Here is a 17,263-nt window from a genome sequence, read left to right on the forward strand (position 1 = left end):
AGGGGGCAATAAGACGGGCAAAAAGGGGACAATTCGGTGCTTTGCCGCGCGCTCGATGCGCGGGCGCGCCGCCGCGCAGGCCGCCGTTGCGGCGGCCCCGGGCGTTCAGCCGCGGATCTTCCGCATGCGCTCGGCGGGCGTGATGATGTCGGTCAGGCGGATGCCGAACTTGTCATTGACGACGACGACTTCGCCCTGGGCGATCAGCGTGCCGTTCACGAGCACGTCCATCGGTTCGCCCGCCAGACCGTCGAGCTCGACCACCGAGCCGTGCGCGAGCTGCAGCAGGTTGCGGATCGAGATCTTGGTGCGGCCCAGTTCGACGGTCAGCTGGACGGGGATGTCCAGGATCATGTCGAAGTCGTTGAGCCCGCCCGTGCGGGGGGCGGACGCGCCGAAATCCGGGAAGAGGTGGCTGGCGGGTTTCGCCTGGTAGGGCGACTCCGCTGCGGCGGCAAGGTCTGCGGCAACGCGACGCGCCTCCGCGTCCGGGCTGGTTTCGGCTGCGGCCTGTTCCATCATTGCCGCTGCCCAGTCGTCTTCGGTGACCTGGTTTTCGAGATCGTTGTCAGCCATTTCGGCCTCCGAGTGTTGTGGCGTCGTCGTCGTTGGCGATGAAGCGTTCGACCTTGATCGCGTAGTTCGTGCCCTGCCTGCCGTAGCTCACTTCCAGAACCGGGCTGCCGTCGACTTCGGCTTCGAGCACCTTGGGCACGTCGATCGGGATCACGTCGCCGACGCGCATATTCACGATATCGCGCAGGGTGACTTCTGCGCTGCCCAGATTGCACACCAGTTCGACATCGGCGTTCTGCAACTGGCGCGAGAGCAGGCTGATCCAGCGGTTGTCCTGGCTCAGGTGGTCGCTTTGCATCGTCGAATAGAGCAGGTCGCGGATCGGCTCGACCATCGAGTACGGGAAGCAGATGTGCATGTCCGCCTGCGAGCCACCGAATTCGAGCGAGAAACTTGCCGAGATGACGATTTCCGACGGCGTGGCGATGTTCGCGAACTGCGAGTTCATCTCCGAGCGGACGTACTCCATTTCGATCTTGAATACCGGAGCCCACGCCCGCGTGTATTCGGCGAATACGACGTTGAGCATGCCCTGGATGATGCGCTGCTCGGTGGGCGTGAAGTCGCGCCCCTCGACCCGCGAATGGAAGCGGCCGTCGCCGCCGAACATGTTGTCGACGATGATGAACACGAGGTTCGGGTCGAAGACGATCAGCCCGGTGCCGCGCAGGGGCTTGGCCAGGATGAGGTTAAGGTTCGTCGGTACCACCAGGTTGCGGACGAACTCGCCGTATTTCTGCACCTTCACCGGCCCGACCGACACTTCCGCGTTCCGGTGCATGTAGTTGAACAGCCCGATACGCAGGTAGCGGGCAAAGCGTTCGTTGATGAGCTCCATCGTGGGCATGCGCCCACGGACGATGCGTTCCTGGGTGGCCAGGTTGTACGGACGAACGCCCGTCTGGTCCCCGAGTTCTTCTTCCTGTTCCTCGGGCTCCCCGGCGACGCCCTTCAGCAGTGCGTCGACTTCATCCTGGGAGAGAAAATCGGAAGACATGACGTCCTCTTACTGGATGATGAACGAGTTGAACAGCACCGCCTGGATCGGTCCGGCGGCGGGGACGCTCTTCCCGTCGCCCGCCTTTGCGGGCGGCGTGCCGAGCACGCCATTGGTGCGGCGGAGGATCTCTCCCGCCAGCGCTTCGCGTCCTTCCATCGTAGACAGTTCCGAAGGCAGTTTGCTCGACAACAGCAGATTGATCTGGTGGCGGATCTCGGGCATGAAGGCCTTGAGGTTTTCACCCGTCTTCGCATCGGCGACCCGAAGGGCCATGACGACCTGGAGGTAGCGCTCGCCTTCCGCCGGTGCGAGGTTCACGACGAATGGATCCATCGGCACGAAGGTCGGCGGCTTGTTCAGATCGACGGCCGCGACCGCGGGAGCTTCGTCGCCGGCGGCGTCGGCCGACTGGCTCTTCTTCATCAGCAGCAGGCCCACCACCGCGACCGCGAGCAATGCCACCACGAGGACGGCGGCGATCAGCAGGATCAGGAGCTTCTTGCTCCGTTTCGGCGCCGGTGCGGGGGCTTCAGCTGCTGCGGGAGGGGGGGTAGGGGCCTTGGCCATGTAGTTCTCCTGTTTCCACAATTGAATTATCCGCGATAAATTGCGTCGCCCAATTGCGGAAAAGTGGGGAAGACCGGCCCCAATTCAAATCGTCAGGCAAAGATGTCGACCATGCCCAGTCCGGTGCGCGACCAGGATGCAGGGGAGAGGGGAACGGCCCGGACCTCGCCTGCCTGATCCGCTCCGGTCGCGCCACGCTGCCCGCGGCCGGTGCCGGTCCCCGAATCCTGCTGTGCGCGTTGGTCGCCCTGCGTGCTGACGTTCGTCTGGCCGAGGTTGATGCCCGCCTGCTGCAGGACTTCGCGCAGTCGCGGCAGCGCCTGCTCGAGCGCGTCGCGGGCGGCCGCCGACGCAGCGACGAAATGCGCGGTCGTCTGGTCGCCGTTGACCTGGATCGAAACCTCGAGCTTGCCGAGATGGGCCGGCGTGAGTACGAGCTCCGCCCTGGATTCGTTGCGGCCCACCATCCACATCATGCGGTTGCCGACGTCCTCCGCCCAGGCGCGCTGGCCGGCAGGGGTATGCACCGGCAGCTGCGGCGGCGTCTGTTCCGTGCGCGTGGTGCCGGGAGCGAAGGCCGAGGCGTGCAGGCCGGCAGCCTGCGCATCGGGCTCGAGTGCCTGGAGGCCGGGCGCAGGCGGTGCCGGCTGCTGCGACGCCATTTGCAGGCGCGCGCCGAAGGCCGCGGGGGCGCTTCCGGCCGTAATGTCGGCCTTCACTTTGGCGACCGCGTCCGCAGCGCCTCCGGCGTCCGCCCCGGCTTTCTCCGACGACTCGGTCTGGGCGGTAGCTTCGGCGATCAACTGGCCGAGCGTGAAGGCACCGGACTTGCGCTTCGGCGTATCCAGAAGCACGTCGGACGTCAGCAGGGAGTCGCCTTCCGCGGCGGCATCGTCAGCCGGCAAGGCGGCAACGCCGGGCATCAGGGCGGCAAGGCTTGCCGCCTGGGCAGCGGGATCCGCCGCAGCGGTATCGGGCTGGGCCGCATTGCCGTCCTGCGCTCCGCCTTCCGTCGTGGAGGTGTCCGACGCGGTATTCTCGCCGGTCGTTTCGGCTCCGGTCGTTTCGGTTGCGGTCGCTTCGGCGTCGTTTGTTTCGTTCTTCTGGCTCGTCGCGCTGGATTCGCCGCTGCGCCGTGTTTCGCTCCGTGCCTCGCTGCGCGGGCGTTCCGCCGCCTGCGTCGCACGTTCCTGCGGTCTTTCCCTTTCCGGGCGGGCGGGCGAGCGTTCGGCCGCGTTCATGCGGCGGTCGAGGGCACGGGAAAAACTGTCGTCGCTCAGTTCGCTTCCGCCGGCGCGGTTTTCCTCCGCTGCGCGTTGCGGCGGTTGTGCGGGCGCAGACGGCGCATTCAGGCGCAGCATGCTGGTCAGGATCTGATTCGACATGGTGGATTCCCTTTCACGGCTGTATCTGCCGTGAGTTCAGCAAGGCGCATGCCAGGCTTCGGAACGAAGAAAGGAGGGTCAGGACTCGCCGCCGTCTTCGCGGTTGGCGTAGCGCTTGGCGGAGTGTTCGTCGGACTGTCGCTGTTCGAGGCGGGCTTCCTTGCGCGCCTCGCCAAGGTCGTGGCGTTTTTGCAGCGTGTCGAAGGCCTTCACCTTGTTGCGCTGGGCCATCCACGCATTCTGTCCGGCGACGGTCATCTGGCGGGAGCGTTCGACGTTGGCTTTTTGCACCGCAATGGCTTCGTCGATGCGGCCGATGAAGGCACTGAAGTTGCGCCACTCGTCGGGGCTGATGCCATTTCGCGCAGCTTCATGAAAACGCGATTCGTACTCGTCGCGATAGTTCTGCAGCAATTCCAGCTTGCGTGTGCCCTCCTGCTCGCTGGCGATGAGCTCGCCCAGCCGGCGCGCAGCGTCGTCCATGCGTGTCTGGCTCAGTTCCAGCAGTGGCTTGAGGGGGAAGGATTTGCTCATGGTGTGAAACGATGCGCGACAGGACGTCCGGATCCGATGTTAACTTGTAAGCATTCTAAACGAGCGGCGTCACTTCGGCCTGTGACACCGCTCACCCCGGGGTGAACAGCGCGCCGAGGCCCGCAAGCGCGTTGGGATAATTTTCCTGCTCGTCGATTCTTTGCTGGAGGAACGCTTCCAGTTTGGGGTACATGGCGACCGCCCGGTCGAGCAGCGGGTCCGAACCCGGCTGGTAGGCGCCAACCGCGATCAGGTCGCGCGAACGCTGGTAGCGCGAGAACAGCTGCTTGAAGTGCCGGACGAGTTCGAAATGCTCGGGGCTGACGAGGCCATGCATCGCGCGCGAGATCGATTGCTCGATGTCGATCGCGGGGTAGTGCCCCTGGTCGGCGAGCGCGCGCGACAGCACGAAGTGTCCGTCGAGAATGGCACGCGCCGAGTCGGCAATCGGATCCTGCTGGTCGTCGCCTTCGGCGAGCACGGTGTAGAACGCCGTGATCGAGCCGCCGCCTTCGAGCCCGTTGCCGGCACGCTCGACCAGCGCCGGCAGGCGCGCGAACACGCTCGGCGGATAGCCGCGCGTCACCGGCGGCTCGCCGATCGCGAGGGCGATCTCGCGCTGTGCCATCGCATAGCGCGTAAGCGAGTCCATGATCAGCAAGACCTGCTTGCCGCGGTCGCGGAAGTACTCGGCGATCGTCGTCGCGTAGGCAGCGCCCTGCAGGCGCATCAGCGGGCTGGTGTCGGCCGGCGCGGCGACCACGACCGAGCGTGCGCGGCCCTCGGGGCCGAGGTTCTGTTCGATGAATTCCTTGACCTCGCGGCCCCGCTCGCCGATCAGTCCGACGACGATCACGTCGGCCGAGGTGTAGCGCGCCATCATGCCGATGAGCACGGACTTGCCGACGCCCGAGCCGGCGAAGAGGCCGAGGCGCTGCCCGCGCCCGACGGTGAGGAGCGCATTGATCGCGCGGATGCCGACGTCCAGAGCGGTGTCGATCGGCGCCCGCGTCAGCGGGTTGAAGGGGCGGCTCTGCAGCGAGCGGCTTTCCGTCGCATCGAGCGGGCCGAGGCCGTCGAGCGGGCGGCCCGCGCCGTCCACGACACGCCCCAGCATGTGCTCGCCGACCGGCAGGTGCTTGGCGCGGTCGGAGGTGCGGCGTCGGGGCACGAGCCGGGCGCCGAGGACGATGCGCGGCGGTGACGGTTCCACGGGCATGACCGAGGCGCCCGGCGCGAGGCCGAAGACGTCGTCGGTCGGCATCAGGTAGAGCTTGTCGCCGTTGAAGCCCACGACTTCCGCCTCTACGGTTGCGCCGCCGCTCGCGAGGATGCGGCAGTCCGCACCCAGCGGGAGCCTGAGCCCGGCGGCCTCCATGACGAGGCCGTTGATCCGCGTCAGCCGCCCCGAGATCTCGAACGGATTCACGTTCGCGAGCTGGCGCCGATGGGCGTCGAGGTAGCCGGTCCATGCGGCCGCACGCGTCGCGTTCACTTGCCGTCGTCCCAGGTCGAGCCGCGGTGACCGAGGCCTTCGAGAATCCTGCGCCAGCGGGTCTCCACCGTCGCGTCGATCTCGCTCGCGGGCGCCTGCAGCCGGCAGCCGCCGCGCGTCACCGAATCGTCCTCGATGATCTGGTGGTGCAGGTGAGTGGGCTGCTCCGCCAGGTAGGTGCGGATCAGCACGACGTCGTCCGGATGCACGTGGATGCGCACCTGCGCCTGCGGCAGCTGGTTCAGTGCGGCGCGGATGGTTTCGATAAGGGCATCTTCGGGATTCTCGGCCAGGGTGCGCCGGACCATCTGGCGCGCGACCTCGATCGCCAGCGCGACGATTTCGTCCGCGACTTCCTGATCCAGCTGCTTGAGTGCCGTGTCGAGCCCGTCGGCCAGGCCACCCAGGCGATTTGCCTGCTCGCGGGCGTACTCGGCCCCCTCCGCAAAGCCGACTTCATAGCCCTCGCGGCGCGCATCGTCGAACATCGACTCGATCTCGGCCGCCGTCGGCAGCTGGATTTCCGGCTGAGGTGCGGGCGCGGGTTCGGACGGCGGAGCCGCCTCGACAACCGGCTCCGGCGGAGCAGGGGGGGCGGGCTCGGCTTCCGGAGGCTGCAGCTGCGGCTCTTCCGGTTCGCCGAAGGTCGGCGGCTCCCAGCGACGGTAGGCGCCGACCGCCTGATGGCGCGAGATGCTCATGGCCGGCTCCGGGAAGATTCGCGCTGCCCGGCGGGGCGCTTACACGAAGGCATCTTCGGACCCCTTGCCGCCGAGCACGATCTGGCCTTCCTCGGCGAGGCGACGCACCACCTTGAGGATCTCCTTCTGTTCCGCCTCGACCTCGGACAGGCGCACCGGGCCCTTTGCCTCGAGGTCCTCGCGCAGCATGTCGGCTGCGCGCTGGGACATGTTCTTGAAGATTTTCTCGCGCAGCTCCGGCGCGGCACCCTTGAGAGCGGTGACCAGCGAATCGGACTGCACCTCGCGCAGCAGCGTCTGCACGCCGCGGTCGTCGATGTCCATGATGTTCTCGAACACGAACATCTCGTCGAGGATCTTCTGGGCGAGGTCGGGATCGTACTCGCGCACGTTGTCGAGCACCGCCGTTTCCGCCGCAACGCCGACGAAGTTGAGGATCTCGGCCGCGTGGCGCACGCCGCCCATCGAGGCCTTCTTGACCGTGGAGGCGCCCGCGAGCATGCGCGCGAGGGCCTCGTTGAGTTCCTTGAGCGCGGCGGGCTGCACGCCGTCCAGCGTCGCGATGCGCAGGATCACGTCGTTGCGCAGGCGGTCGGGGAACTGCTTGAGGATCTCGCCCGCCTGGTCGAATTCGAGGTGTACGAGGATGGTTGCGATGATCTGCGGGTGTTCGTTCTTGATCAGGTCGGCAGCGGTCGCGGCATCCATCCACTTCAGACTCTCGATGCCCGCGGTGTCCGAGCCCTGCAGCACGCGCGCAATGATGTGCCCGGCGCGTTCGTCGCCGAGTGCCTTGGTCAGCATCGCGCGGATCTGCTCTTCGTCGGCTTCGACCGGCGCGCCCTTGATGCGGTGGGCCTCGAGCTCGTCGAGCACCGCCTCGACCGTCGAGCGCTGCTGCGAAGGCAGGCCGGCCATCGCCATGCCGAGCTTCTGCACTTCCTTCGGGCCGAGCAGCTTGAGGACTTCCGCCGCCTCGTCCGAACCGAGCGCGAGCAGCAGCATCGCACTCTTCTCGACGCCTTCATCCATTGAGCTCATTTCTTGCCTTCCTCATTGACGCCCATCCATTCCTTGATCAGGTTCGCGATGACGCGCGGGTCGGATGTCGCGAGTTCCTTCGCCCGGGCCAGCTTCGCGTCGAAGGTGTTTGCGGGCTCCATGTGCGAGAGGCTCACCACGGCGCCCTCGTCTTCCTCCTCGGGGGCAGGGGCGGGCGCAGGCGGCGGTGCCACGGTGCGCAGCAGCGGACGCACCACGCCGAAATACACGAAGGCGAGCGCGACGAGAATCACGACATACTTCAGCGCTTCCTTGCCGAGGTCGACCATCTCCGGATCCTTCCACACCGGCACCTGTGCCTGCGACTCGGTGCGGCCGGCGGCGAACGGCGCGCTGGACACGTTCAGGCTGTCGCCGCGCGCCTGGTTGAAGCCCATCGCTTCGCGGACCAGACTGGTGATGCGCGCGATTTCGTCGTCCGACAGTGCTTCCGCGCGCGCCTCACCATTTGGCAGCGTTTCGTTGCGGTGGTTCACGACGACCGCGACCGACAGGCGCTTCACCTGGCCGAGTGCCTGTTTCGTGTGCTGGATCGTGCGGTCCAGTTCATAGTTGATCGTCGCCGCACGATTGCCCGTGAAGGGCGTGGCGGGGCCGCCGGGCGCGCCGCCGGCTGCGACCGACGGCGAGGTGATCGGCGCGGTGGCGGGAACGGGCGGCTGGTTGCTCAGCGCGCCGGGCACCCCTTGTGCGGCCGGTTCGCGCATCCCCTGTTCGTTGATCTGCTGGCTGCGGATTGCCTGATCGGGCGAGGGATTCGGCTTGAAGGTCTCCGCGGTGGCCTCGACCTGGTCGAAATCGACGTCCGCCGTGACCTGGGCCTTGAAATTATCCTGGCCGACGATCGGCGTGAGGATTGTCTCGATGCGGCGGATATAGCCCGATTCGACCTCACGCACGTAGCTGAGCTGTGTTGCGTCCAGGCCCGCATTGCGCAGCGGGTCGGGGCGGTTCGTGAGCAGGGTGCCGTTCTGGTCGATCACGCTGACGTGGTCGTTTGCCAGCTGCGGCACGCTCGAAGCGACCAGATGAACGATGCCGGCGACCTGGGCGGAATCCATCGTTCGTCCGGGGTACAGGTTCACCATCACCGAGGCGGTCGGCTTCTGCTCGTCGCGCAGGAAACCGGACTGCTTGGGAATCGCCAGATGCACGCGCGCAGACGAGACCGATGAGATCGCCTGGATGGTGCGCGCCAGTTCGCCTTCGAGCGCGCGCTGGAAGTTGACCTGCTCGTGGAACTGCGACACGCCGAGCTTCTGGTTTTCCATCAGCTCGAAGCCGACCAGCCCGCCCTTGGGCAGGCCTTGCGCGGCAAGGCGCAGGCGCACGTCGTGCACCATCCCCGACGGAATCAGGATTGCGTTGCCGGCCGGCGAAAACTTGTAGGGAACGTTCTGCTGCTGCAGCGCGGTGACGATCGCGCCGCCGTCGCGCTCGTCGAAGTTCGAGAAGAGTACCGCGTAGTCCGGCGTCCGCGACCACAGCCAGACCCCCACCAGCATTGCGATGGCGATTGCCACGGCGGCGCCGGCGGCGAGCTTCTGGCGCTGGCTCAGCTCATTCAAGCGCTGCAGCGCCAGCTGGGCCGGCGGCAGGGTTCCCCGATCAACGGCGGTGTCGGCGGTGGCCATGGTGGAGTCCTTCGATCACGTCACTTTTACGGATGACGGCATTGTCCGTCCGCGTGTGCAAATCGCGCGAGCGGAAAAGCGGCATTTTTTGCCGCCTATTTGCCGGTTAACATGGACGGGTCAAGGCTTAATCTGCCAGCCGTGAAAACAGGTCCTGCACGCCATGTCCGCTGAAACGCCTCCTGCCGCCTCGAATGCCGCGCCCGGCGCGGGGCAGCGCCTCGACGCGGCGCAGCTCGCCGAGGCGTTCGAGATGTTCGCGCGCGCGTCCGAAGAGCTGTCGACCGCCTACAACGCGCTGCAGGGGCAGGTCGCGCAGCTCACCGAACGCCTCGCGGTGCTGCTCGGTGCGCTGCCGGCAGGCGTCGTGATGCTCGATCGCGCCGGCCGTGTCGGGCAGTGCAACAGTGCGGCCGAGAGCCTGCTGGGCGGCGATCTCGCGGGCCGTCCGTGGGACGAACTTGCCGCCACCCTGAATGCCACCGAAACGCCCGGCGAAGCGACCGTCGGCGCGGACGCGGGCGCCCGCCGGGTTTCGTTGTCCGAGGCAGCACTGGAGTCCGGCGAAGGGCGCATCATCCTGCTGCACGACGTCACCGACACGCACCGCATGCGCCTGCAGGCCGAACGCAACGAAAGGCTGGCGGCGATGGGCGAGATGGTCGCCGGACTTGCCCACCAGCTGCGCACGCCGCTCGCCGCCGCGCTGCTATACACCGGCAACCTCAAGCAACCCGAGCTGGCCCCCGCCGATCGCGCGCGCGTCGCCGACCGCGCGATCGAGCGCCTGCGCTACCTCGAGCGCCTCATCCGCGACATGCTGCTCTTCGCGCGCGGCGACAGTCTCGGCCGTCAGCGTTTCGGCATCTGCGAACTCGCGGGGGAACTCGTGCATACCCTCGAACCGCTCGCGCGGGCGCGCCAAGTCGGGTTTTCGTCCGCCTGCGACTGCGGCGATGCGACCCTGCTCGGCGACCGCAAGGCCTTGGGCGGTGCGATCACGAACCTGCTCGAAAACGCCATCCAGGCCACCGAGGCCGGCGGCGCGGTGGACCTTTCCGCCACGCGCGAAGGCGACACCGTGCTCTTCCGCATCCGCGACAACGGCCGCGGCATCGAGCCGGCCCACCAGGCGCGCCTGTTCGACCCCTTCTTCACCACCCGCGCGGACGGCACCGGCCTGGGGCTCGCGATCGCACGCGGCGTCGCGCGCGCCCACGGTGGGGACATCGCCGTCGAATCCAGCCCCGGCAAGGGCGCCTTGTTCATCCTCAGCCTGCCGCTGCCGTGTCCCGACGAGGGGGGCGCCGCGCTCGCACCGAAGGAATCTGCATGATCGAACAGATCAACATTCTCGTCGTCGAGGACGACGCCGCATTGCGCGATGCCGTGTGTCTCACGCTGGAAATGGGCGGGCATCGCGTCACCGGCGTCGACGGCGGACCGGCCGCTCTCGCCGAGATCGGCCGGCAGGCATTCAACCTCGTCGTCAGCGATTTGCGCATGCAGCCGATGGACGGCCTGCAACTCCTCGGCGAAATCCGCTCGCGCCTGCCTCAGCTTCCCGTCCTGCTGATGACCGCCTACGGCGACGTCGACAAGGCCGTCGCCGCGATGCGCGGCGGCGCGTGCGACTTCCTCATGAAGCCGTTCGAACCCGACGTCCTGCTCGAAAACGTGCGGCGCTACGCCTCGCAGCCGCCGGGTGCCGACGACACCATCGCCGAGGATCCGCACACGCGCAACCTGCTCGCGCTCGCCGCGCGTGTCGCCGACACCGACGCCACGGTATTGCTCACGGGCGAATCGGGCACCGGCAAGGAAGTCTTCGCGCGCTACATCCACGATCACTCGTCGCGCAAGGCGGGGCCCTTCGTCGCGATCAACTGCGCGGCCATCCCCGAGAACCTGCTCGAGGCGACGCTGTTCGGTTACGAAAAGGGAGCGTTCACCGGCGCCCAGACGGCGCAGCCGGGCAAGTTCGAGCAGGCGCAGGACGGCACCATCCTGCTCGACGAGATCTCGGAAATGCCGCTCGCGCTGCAGGCCAAGCTCCTGCGCGTGCTGCAGGAACGGGAGGTGGAGCGTGTCGGCGGGAAAAAACCGGTCGAGCTCGACATCCGCGTGCTGGCGACGAGCAACCGCGACATGGCGCGGGAAGTCGCCGCCGGCCGCTTCCGCGAAGACCTGTACTACCGGCTCAATGTATTTCCGCTGGCGATCCCGGGGTTGCGCGAACGCCCCCGCGACATCCTGCCGCTCGCGCGCCATTTCCTCGCCCGCCACGGCGAACGCCTCAAGCGCAGTGCCCGGCTGAGCCCGGAAGCCGAGCAGCTGCTCGTGCGCCATGCCTGGCCGGGCAACGTGCGCGAACTCGAAAACGCGATGCAGCGCGCGCTGATTCTTGCGGCCGGCGACACGATCACGGTGGAGACGGTGCATCTGTGCCTGCCGAACTGGGTCGCGACGGAACCATCGGCCCCGAGTGCCGAAGTGCCAAAGCGGGGCGACACGGCGCCGGTGTCGGTATCGGTTTCGGCAAATTTTGCCGTGTCGCCGGAAAATGTTGCCGCTTCGTCCCCTTCCCGGCCCGATCCGGCTGCCGGCGGGCGGCCGGCAAACATGAAGGATCTCGAACGCGAACATATTCTCTCGACGCTGCGCGAAGTCGGCGGATCGCGCAAACGCGCCGTCGAAAAGCTCGGAATCTCGGAACGGACCTTGCGTTACAAGCTGCAGCAGTACCGCGACGAGGGCTACGAGGTGTAGGCATGGAGTTGCGGTAGCGGCCGCCCGTGCATTGGCCGACACCCGGCAACATCCTTTTGGCACGACGATTGCTCTGCTAGACTGAGGACAACGGATACTCCGTGTTGGAGTCGAGCGTATGGATACGCGTGGAATCAACCAGATGATCGGCGAATTGCGCGCCACCGCCCAGGCGGCGGGTGCGAAGTCGTCCGCCCCCGCCAACCAGGCTGCAGGCGGCGTCGATTTCGCCGAAGTGCTGCAGGGTGCGCTCAAGGACGTGAGCGCCGCGCAGCAGGAAGCGCGCGGCATGGCGCAGGACTTTTCCGCCGGTGATCCGAACGTCAATCTCCAGGACGTCATGGTCAACCTGCAGAAGGCCAACCTGTCGTTCCAGCAGATGGTTCAGGTGCGCAACCGTCTCGTCACGGCGTATCAGGACATCATGAACATGCCTGTGTGACGTGTTCCGTGCGCACGGACGATGAAGCCGCCGCAGGGCGGCTTCGTCGTTTCCGAGCACAGGATTCAGTGTTCGTCGTGCATTCGCCGCTCACGTTCGAGCTTGAACATGTAGCGCTGGATGCGTGCGGTCGCCTGGTTCGACAAGCCGATGAACTCGCAGCCGGCGCGCAGCACCTTCACGCCGTTTGCCTTCTCGATCTCGAAAAGGTTCCTGACCTTCAGGCGCACGGGCAGGGGATTGCCGTCGGGTAGGCGGAGCGAGCACTGGCTGTATTCCGTTCCGGGTTCGAAGCGAAGTTCCTTCGGCGGGACGAGAACCGCCAGTCCGCCGCCGCTGATGTCCACGATCCGTACCTGCACCTCCTGCCGGCGGCCGTCCTCGGGCACGTGAGTGATCACGCAGACGAGCGGCTCGGCTTGCGATGTGGGCAGGCGATAGAACTCGCGCCGTTGCAGGCGGATGATGCTGTCGGGAAGCGTCGCGCGCAGGGCGGGTTTGCCCGCATGCACGATGCGGGCGGGAGCCTCGAGCGCGAACTGCAGCTTCACGTTGTCGAGGCGCGTCACGCAGACGAGCCGGGCGGCGCTCCCTGCGCGAGCGTTACGTACCTCGTCGGGGCAGGCATCGACGATCACGGCGCCGTCGTCGGTCAGCGCGAGCGCCAGTGTGACGAAGGATTCCCCGCCGTCGATGAAGGCAGTCAGGAGCGGACGTTTATCGACCAGCATCCGGAGCAACTGAATGATTTCGAGCGGGTCGCGCACCGCATAGCGGGCGAGGGCGTCGGCATCCAACGGTCGCTGCGGCGTCGTGGTTTCGGACGGTTCGGGCATCGGCAACGAGTCCGGGCAAAGCCGGATTTATAGCACGACTGCGAAACCGCAACGAATACCGTTCGGACTGAGCTTGTCGAAGCCCTGCGATTGCCCTGCGAAAGGCTCAGGGCGAACGGAGGTATTCGATTGCTGCCTCATCAGGGGCGAGCCGGTCCGCCCGGTGCTTGCGCCTGCGCGCCCGCGCTGCCCTGCTCGACACGATAGATCCACGCCAGCAACTCCGCCACCGCGACGTACAGCTCGGGCGGGATACGCGCGTCGAGGTCGACCTGCATCAGAAGACCGACCAGTTCGGGGGATTCGTGCACGAACACCCCGGCTTCGCGCGCGCGCTCGATGATCTCGCGCGCGATCAGTCCGCGCCCCTTCGCAACCACGCGCGGTGCGGCGTCGCCCTTGCTGTAGGCGAGCGCGACGGCCTCGCCGCGCGGTGCCGGATCGTGCTCAGTGTTCGCCATCACGGCGCTCCGCGACGAAGCCCGTGAGCGGGACGTTGGCCGCTTCGAGGGCGCTGTCGAGCTCGGCCCGGGCGTTGGCGAGCGCCGCGACCGTAGCGTCGTCGTCGGCCATCAGGCGCAATGCGACGCCTGCGGGCGTCAGGATCAGAAGCGCCTCGACACCGCCGAGCCGCGGCAGGCTGAGCCGTAAGGTGGTCTTCCACTCCGTCGGCGGCTCGTCCGAACCCGGTTCGCGGTCGCGCTGCGGATCCTCGATTTCCCATTCCATCGTCTGTCCCGGCCAGACCTGTCCCTGCCAGACGTAGTTCTGTGTCGCCATCGCGTCGAGTTGCTGATAGACGACCGGGACGAGCCGCTCGGGAATGGCAGCTGTGCGCATGCCCTGAGCCTGTGCCGGATTCGTGCCGCCTGCGGCGTCGGATTCGTTCGCCGCCACCGCCGTCCCGGCCGCCCCTTGTGCCGGCGCGTTCGCCGCCATGTCGGTGCCGGCCCGCAGCAGGCCCGGCGAACGAGCGAGTACGGCTGCATCGGCCGGGCCGGCAGACTGGGGCGCGGGCCCACGCAAATGCTCGCCCTGAGGCTCCTGCAACAGCGCCGAGGTCGCGAGCTTGCCCGAGAGCCATTGCAATTGGTGGGATTCGTAGAACAGGCCGCTCTGGGACAGCGCCTGCTGCAGGGCCGGGGCGAGCGTCGCGGCGGCATTGTTGGTCGGTGGCGCCGCAACGATGGGTTTTCCGGCCGCGAGCGACGCAGGCTGCGGAGCGGGCTGCCCCGTGAGCAGGAATCCGATCAGCCGCCCGGCGGCGCTGAGCGTCGGGCGAGCGCCTTCATTGCCCGTGAGCATCGGCTCGGCGAGCTGGGCGAACACCGCCTTGGGTGTGCTTTGAGTGACGACCAGTTCCAGCGTGTCGCCGGTATTCGCCGACTGATTGAGCGCCAGCGTGTAATCGCGTCCGCCTACGACGGCCTTGAAGGTGCCATCGGGCAGCCGGCGGTCGATCGTCGCGACGAAGCGTTCGCCGGGCAGGAGCTCGGGAAGGCGAGCCTGAATCTCGCGCACACGCGACGTGCCGTTGATCGGCGGTTCGCTGTCGAAGAGGCTCGCCTCGGTGATCAGACGCAGGCGGGCGGCGAGATCGGAGGGGATCATCGTATGCGCTCCTGTGTCGTCAGACCGTCCGGAGGCCGGTCAGATCCTCAGGGGCCGAAGGCGCCGTAGGCGGCGCGCACCGCACGGTCGCGTGCGGTTCCCGACAGTAGCTTGCGCACGCTGCCGAGCCAGGGTTCGACGTGTTTGCGGATTTCGACGTCGTCCTCGAGCATGGCGGCGATCAGTTCCGCCTTGCGTACAGCCTCCGCGGCGTCGAGGGGCGCCTGCGCCGCAGCCGCGGCATGCAGGATCTCGTTGCGCAACGCGGCCATCTCGCGCTCCAGCGTGACGAGGCGATCCCAGTCGTTCGCCCGTGCCGCTTCGACCATCGTGGCGGAAACCACACTCATCGACTCGAACAGGGAAAGAGGGGATGCCATCACGGATCTCCTCAGGCTGCCGCGGTTGCCGCATCCGGTGCGATGCCGGCCCAGGCTTCGCGCAAGGTGGCGAGCAGGTTGCGGACCTCGTCGAGAGCCGCGCGGCTGTTGTGCAGGTTCGCGTACAGCAGGCGTTCGCCCATGTAGACGTACAGCGCATCGAGCCGACCGGCGAGTTCCCCTCCGGCGACCGGATCGAGACTGGCCTTCAGGCCGTTGACAATGATCTCGATGGCCTTGGAGATCGACTGGCCCTTGGCCGCGATATCATTCCTTTCCATTGCTGCTGCAGCAGTGGCGATCGAAAGAATCGCGCCGTCGAAAAGCATCAGGATCAGCTTGTGCGGATCGGCCGTGCTCACGCCGGTTTCGACGCCGACCTTGGCGTAGGCCGATGCGCGGTTGGATGATGAGCCGAACATTGCGTTGCTCCGGGGTTATTCGCCAATTTTTGGCAGGTTCGCGAGTTGCTGCGTGAGATAGTTACTCGTTTGCGTCATGCTGGCCACCATCGCGTCGAGAGCCGTGAATTGCGCCATGTAGCGCTTCTGGATACCTTCCAGCCGCGCTTCGAACGCTTCCCGCTGTTTGCCGATCGACTTGATCGAGGCGTTGATGCCGTCGGTGCGCCCGGCCAACAGGCCGTCGCTGGCAAGGAAATTGTCGAGACCTTCCGAGATCGTGGCGGCGAGGCCTTTCACGCTGCCGGCGCCGCCGAAGAATGCCCCGACGTTGAGCTTCGGGTCCTGCAGCGCAGCGTCCAGTTTGGCGCTGTCGACTGACAGCTTGCCATCAGTCTGGAAGGTGATGCCGATGTCGGTGAGGCGGCTGACATTGCCCAGGCCGGCAAGGGTGCCGCCAACCATGCTGCGCACCTGGCTCTGCACGCTGCGTGCCGTGGAGTCGCCGGTCAGTGCAGATGCGGCCTTCTTCTCGGCGTCGTAGTTGGTCAGGTTCTTGAGCGTGGTCTGCGTGTCGTTGTAGGCCTTGACGAAGGCGTCGATGGCGCTGCGCGCGCCGCTCTTGTCGCTCGCCACGGTGAGGCTGGCAGCCGTCGTGGTCGGTTTCGTGAGGGCCAGCGTTACGCCGCTGATGACATCGCTGACGGTATTGCTGCTGCGCGTGATGGCGATGCCATCAACCGTAAATGCCGCATCCTGCGAAGACTGTATCCGGGTGGTGGTCGGAGAGCCCGCCGGTGTCGCCGGATCGTAGCTCAGGCCCACGCTGCCGCCGATGCTGAATGCCTGGTCGGCGCCGGTGTTCTTGCTGGTGATCACCAGCTGTTTAGCGGTGCCGTTATTGACCAGGTTGGCAGAGATGCCGAGATCGGCTGTGTTGATCGCGTCGCGCAGCTCCTCGATCGTCTTGCCTGTGAAGCTCAGCGTCTTCGTCGTGCCCGCCCCGGCGGTGAATGTGCCGCTGATGGTTTCGCCGGCCACGAATGCGCCGTCGATCATCTTGCCGAAACGGATGTCCAGGGTTTGCGGCGTGACGCTGCCGTCGGCGGGTACGAACTGCGTGGTCGCGTTGCTGGCCACGCGCTGCGCCGCCGCCAGGCTGCCGACCAGCACCGAGTAGTTGCCGGTCGTTGCGCCAGCGGCGGTAGTGGCGGTGAAGCCCGCGTCGGCACCGACGGTGGCCTTGGTGGCGGAAAATTTTGCCGCGTCGTTCAGCGCTTTTGCCGCGGTCTGCAGTGCGGCCAGGCTGCTCTTGATCTGGCCAAACGCCGACAGCCTGGACTGGAAGCTCGCTTCCTTCTTCGCCAGCGCCGTGAGCGGTTGACGTTCGACGGCCATCAACTGCGACACCATGCCGTTGATGTCGAGTCCGGAGCCGAGTCCTGATGCGGTCAAAGCCATGATGTCCTCCTCGCGGCTAGGCTTTCTGCTGTATCAGCAGGCCCTGAAGTCGGTCGAGAGCCTTGGAAATCGCCAGCACCTCTTCGGACGGAATCTGGCGGATCACCTCGTCGGTGGTCGAGTCGACGACTTTTACCAGTGTACGCCCGGTTTCTTCGTCAATCGAGAACAGCAGGTTCCGTGCCACGGGTTCCAGCACTTTTTGCACTTCGGCTACCGCCTGGATCAGTGCTTCGTGCGTGGGGGCGACTGCGGTGGGTGGGGAGGTGGCTGGCGTCGCTTGCTGTACGGCCGGACTGGAAACCGTGCTGCGTTCGCCGGTGACCGCCCGCGTCACACCGGCGTTCATCGCGGCTGCGTTGTTGGTGATGTTCTGAATGGTCATGATTCCACCTCTCCGATGGGCCAC

At 66.6% G+C, this 17,263-nt stretch carries 19 protein-coding genes; 3 read left to right on the forward strand and 16 right to left on the reverse strand.

Features of this window, described 5'->3' with window-relative positions:
- Window positions 1-105: 105 nt before the first annotated feature.
- From fliN to fliF, 9 genes are all read right to left on the reverse strand, one after another.
- A complete protein-coding gene (gene fliN / locus BW991_RS22280) occupies window positions 106-576 on the reverse strand; it encodes a flagellar motor switch protein FliN (RefSeq protein WP_076604309.1) in 471 nt (156 codons plus the stop codon).
- On the reverse strand, window positions 569-1,573 hold the full coding sequence (gene fliM, locus BW991_RS22285; RefSeq protein WP_076604310.1) for a flagellar motor switch protein FliM: 1,005 nt from the start codon (window positions 1,571-1,573) through the stop codon (window positions 569-571). Before fliM ends, fliN begins: the two co-directional genes overlap by 8 nt.
- 9 nt (window positions 1,574-1,582) lie before the next feature.
- Entirely contained in the window at window positions 1,583-2,143 is a 561-nt protein-coding gene (locus BW991_RS22290; protein ID WP_076604311.1) for a flagellar basal body-associated FliL family protein, read from the reverse strand.
- 92 nt (window positions 2,144-2,235) lie between these two features.
- On the reverse strand, window positions 2,236-3,528 hold the full coding sequence (locus BW991_RS22295; protein WP_076604312.1) for a flagellar hook-length control protein FliK: 1,293 nt from the start codon (window positions 3,526-3,528) through the stop codon (window positions 2,236-2,238).
- Window positions 3,529-3,606: 78 nt separating this feature from the next.
- Window positions 3,607-4,062: a flagellar export protein FliJ gene (gene fliJ / locus BW991_RS22300; RefSeq protein WP_076604313.1), complete on the reverse strand. Its 456-nt coding sequence runs from the start codon at window positions 4,060-4,062 to the stop codon at window positions 3,607-3,609.
- 91 nt (window positions 4,063-4,153) lie between these two features.
- Entirely contained in the window at window positions 4,154-5,557 is a 1,404-nt protein-coding gene (fliI, locus tag BW991_RS22305) for a flagellar protein export ATPase FliI (protein WP_076604314.1), read from the reverse strand.
- On the reverse strand, window positions 5,554-6,258 hold the full coding sequence (locus tag BW991_RS22310; protein WP_076604315.1) for a flagellar assembly protein FliH: 705 nt from the start codon (window positions 6,256-6,258) through the stop codon (window positions 5,554-5,556). The genes fliI and BW991_RS22310 overlap by 4 nt, the downstream gene beginning before the upstream one ends.
- A 39-nt stretch (window positions 6,259-6,297) precedes the next feature.
- Window positions 6,298-7,290: a flagellar motor switch protein FliG gene (gene fliG / locus BW991_RS22315; protein WP_425290216.1), complete on the reverse strand. Its 993-nt coding sequence runs from the start codon at window positions 7,288-7,290 to the stop codon at window positions 6,298-6,300.
- 5 nt (window positions 7,291-7,295) lie between these two features.
- Entirely contained in the window at window positions 7,296-8,954 is a 1,659-nt protein-coding gene (gene fliF / locus BW991_RS22320; RefSeq protein WP_076604317.1) for a flagellar basal-body MS-ring/collar protein FliF, read from the reverse strand.
- 163 nt (window positions 8,955-9,117) lie between these two features.
- Here fliF and BW991_RS22325 point away from each other — a divergent pair, with 163 nt between their 5' ends.
- The 3 genes from BW991_RS22325 to fliE all read left to right on the forward strand — a co-directional run bounded on the left by BW991_RS22325 (window position 9,118) and on the right by fliE (window position 12,165).
- Complete coding sequence (locus BW991_RS22325; RefSeq protein WP_076604318.1) at window positions 9,118-10,290, forward strand: sensor histidine kinase; 1,173 nt, start codon at window positions 9,118-9,120, stop codon at window positions 10,288-10,290.
- Window positions 10,287-11,723, forward strand: coding sequence for a sigma-54-dependent transcriptional regulator (locus BW991_RS22330; protein WP_076604319.1), 1,437 nt, complete (start codon window positions 10,287-10,289; stop codon window positions 11,721-11,723). Before BW991_RS22325 ends, BW991_RS22330 begins: the two co-directional genes overlap by 4 nt.
- A 118-nt stretch (window positions 11,724-11,841) precedes the next feature.
- A complete protein-coding gene (gene fliE / locus BW991_RS22335; RefSeq protein ID WP_076604320.1) occupies window positions 11,842-12,165 on the forward strand; it encodes a flagellar hook-basal body complex protein FliE in 324 nt (107 codons plus the stop codon).
- Window positions 12,166-12,230: 65 nt separating this feature from the next.
- Here fliE and BW991_RS22340 read toward each other — a convergent pair whose 3' ends face one another.
- The 7 genes from BW991_RS22340 to BW991_RS22370 form a co-directional block, all read right to left on the reverse strand.
- Window positions 12,231-13,001 (reverse strand): flagellar brake protein, encoded by a 771-nt coding sequence (locus tag BW991_RS22340; protein ID WP_076604321.1) that lies wholly within the window; start codon window positions 12,999-13,001, stop codon window positions 12,231-12,233.
- 140 nt (window positions 13,002-13,141) lie between these two features.
- Complete coding sequence (locus BW991_RS22345; RefSeq protein WP_076604322.1) at window positions 13,142-13,462, reverse strand: EscU/YscU/HrcU family type III secretion system export apparatus switch protein; 321 nt, start codon at window positions 13,460-13,462, stop codon at window positions 13,142-13,144.
- Entirely contained in the window at window positions 13,449-14,612 is a 1,164-nt protein-coding gene (fliK, locus tag BW991_RS22350) for a flagellar hook-length control protein FliK (protein ID WP_076604323.1), read from the reverse strand. Before fliK ends, BW991_RS22345 begins: the two co-directional genes overlap by 14 nt.
- Window positions 14,613-14,659: 47 nt before the next feature.
- Window positions 14,660-14,992, reverse strand: coding sequence for a flagellar protein FliT (locus BW991_RS22355; protein ID WP_076604324.1), 333 nt, complete (start codon window positions 14,990-14,992; stop codon window positions 14,660-14,662).
- Between the two features lie 11 nt (window positions 14,993-15,003).
- Window positions 15,004-15,414, reverse strand: coding sequence for a flagellar export chaperone FliS (gene fliS / locus BW991_RS22360; RefSeq protein ID WP_076604325.1), 411 nt, complete (start codon window positions 15,412-15,414; stop codon window positions 15,004-15,006).
- Between the two features lie 15 nt (window positions 15,415-15,429).
- On the reverse strand, window positions 15,430-16,854 hold the full coding sequence (gene fliD / locus BW991_RS22365; protein WP_076604326.1) for a flagellar filament capping protein FliD: 1,425 nt from the start codon (window positions 16,852-16,854) through the stop codon (window positions 15,430-15,432).
- A gap of 16 nt (window positions 16,855-16,870) precedes the next feature.
- Window positions 16,871-17,239: a flagellar protein FlaG gene (locus BW991_RS22370; RefSeq protein WP_076604327.1), complete on the reverse strand. Its 369-nt coding sequence runs from the start codon at window positions 17,237-17,239 to the stop codon at window positions 16,871-16,873.
- Between the last annotated feature and the right edge of the window lie 24 nt (window positions 17,240-17,263).

The organism is Aromatoleum tolulyticum (genome assembly GCF_900156155.1).
Lineage (GTDB): Bacteria > Pseudomonadota > Gammaproteobacteria > Burkholderiales > Rhodocyclaceae > Aromatoleum > Aromatoleum tolulyticum.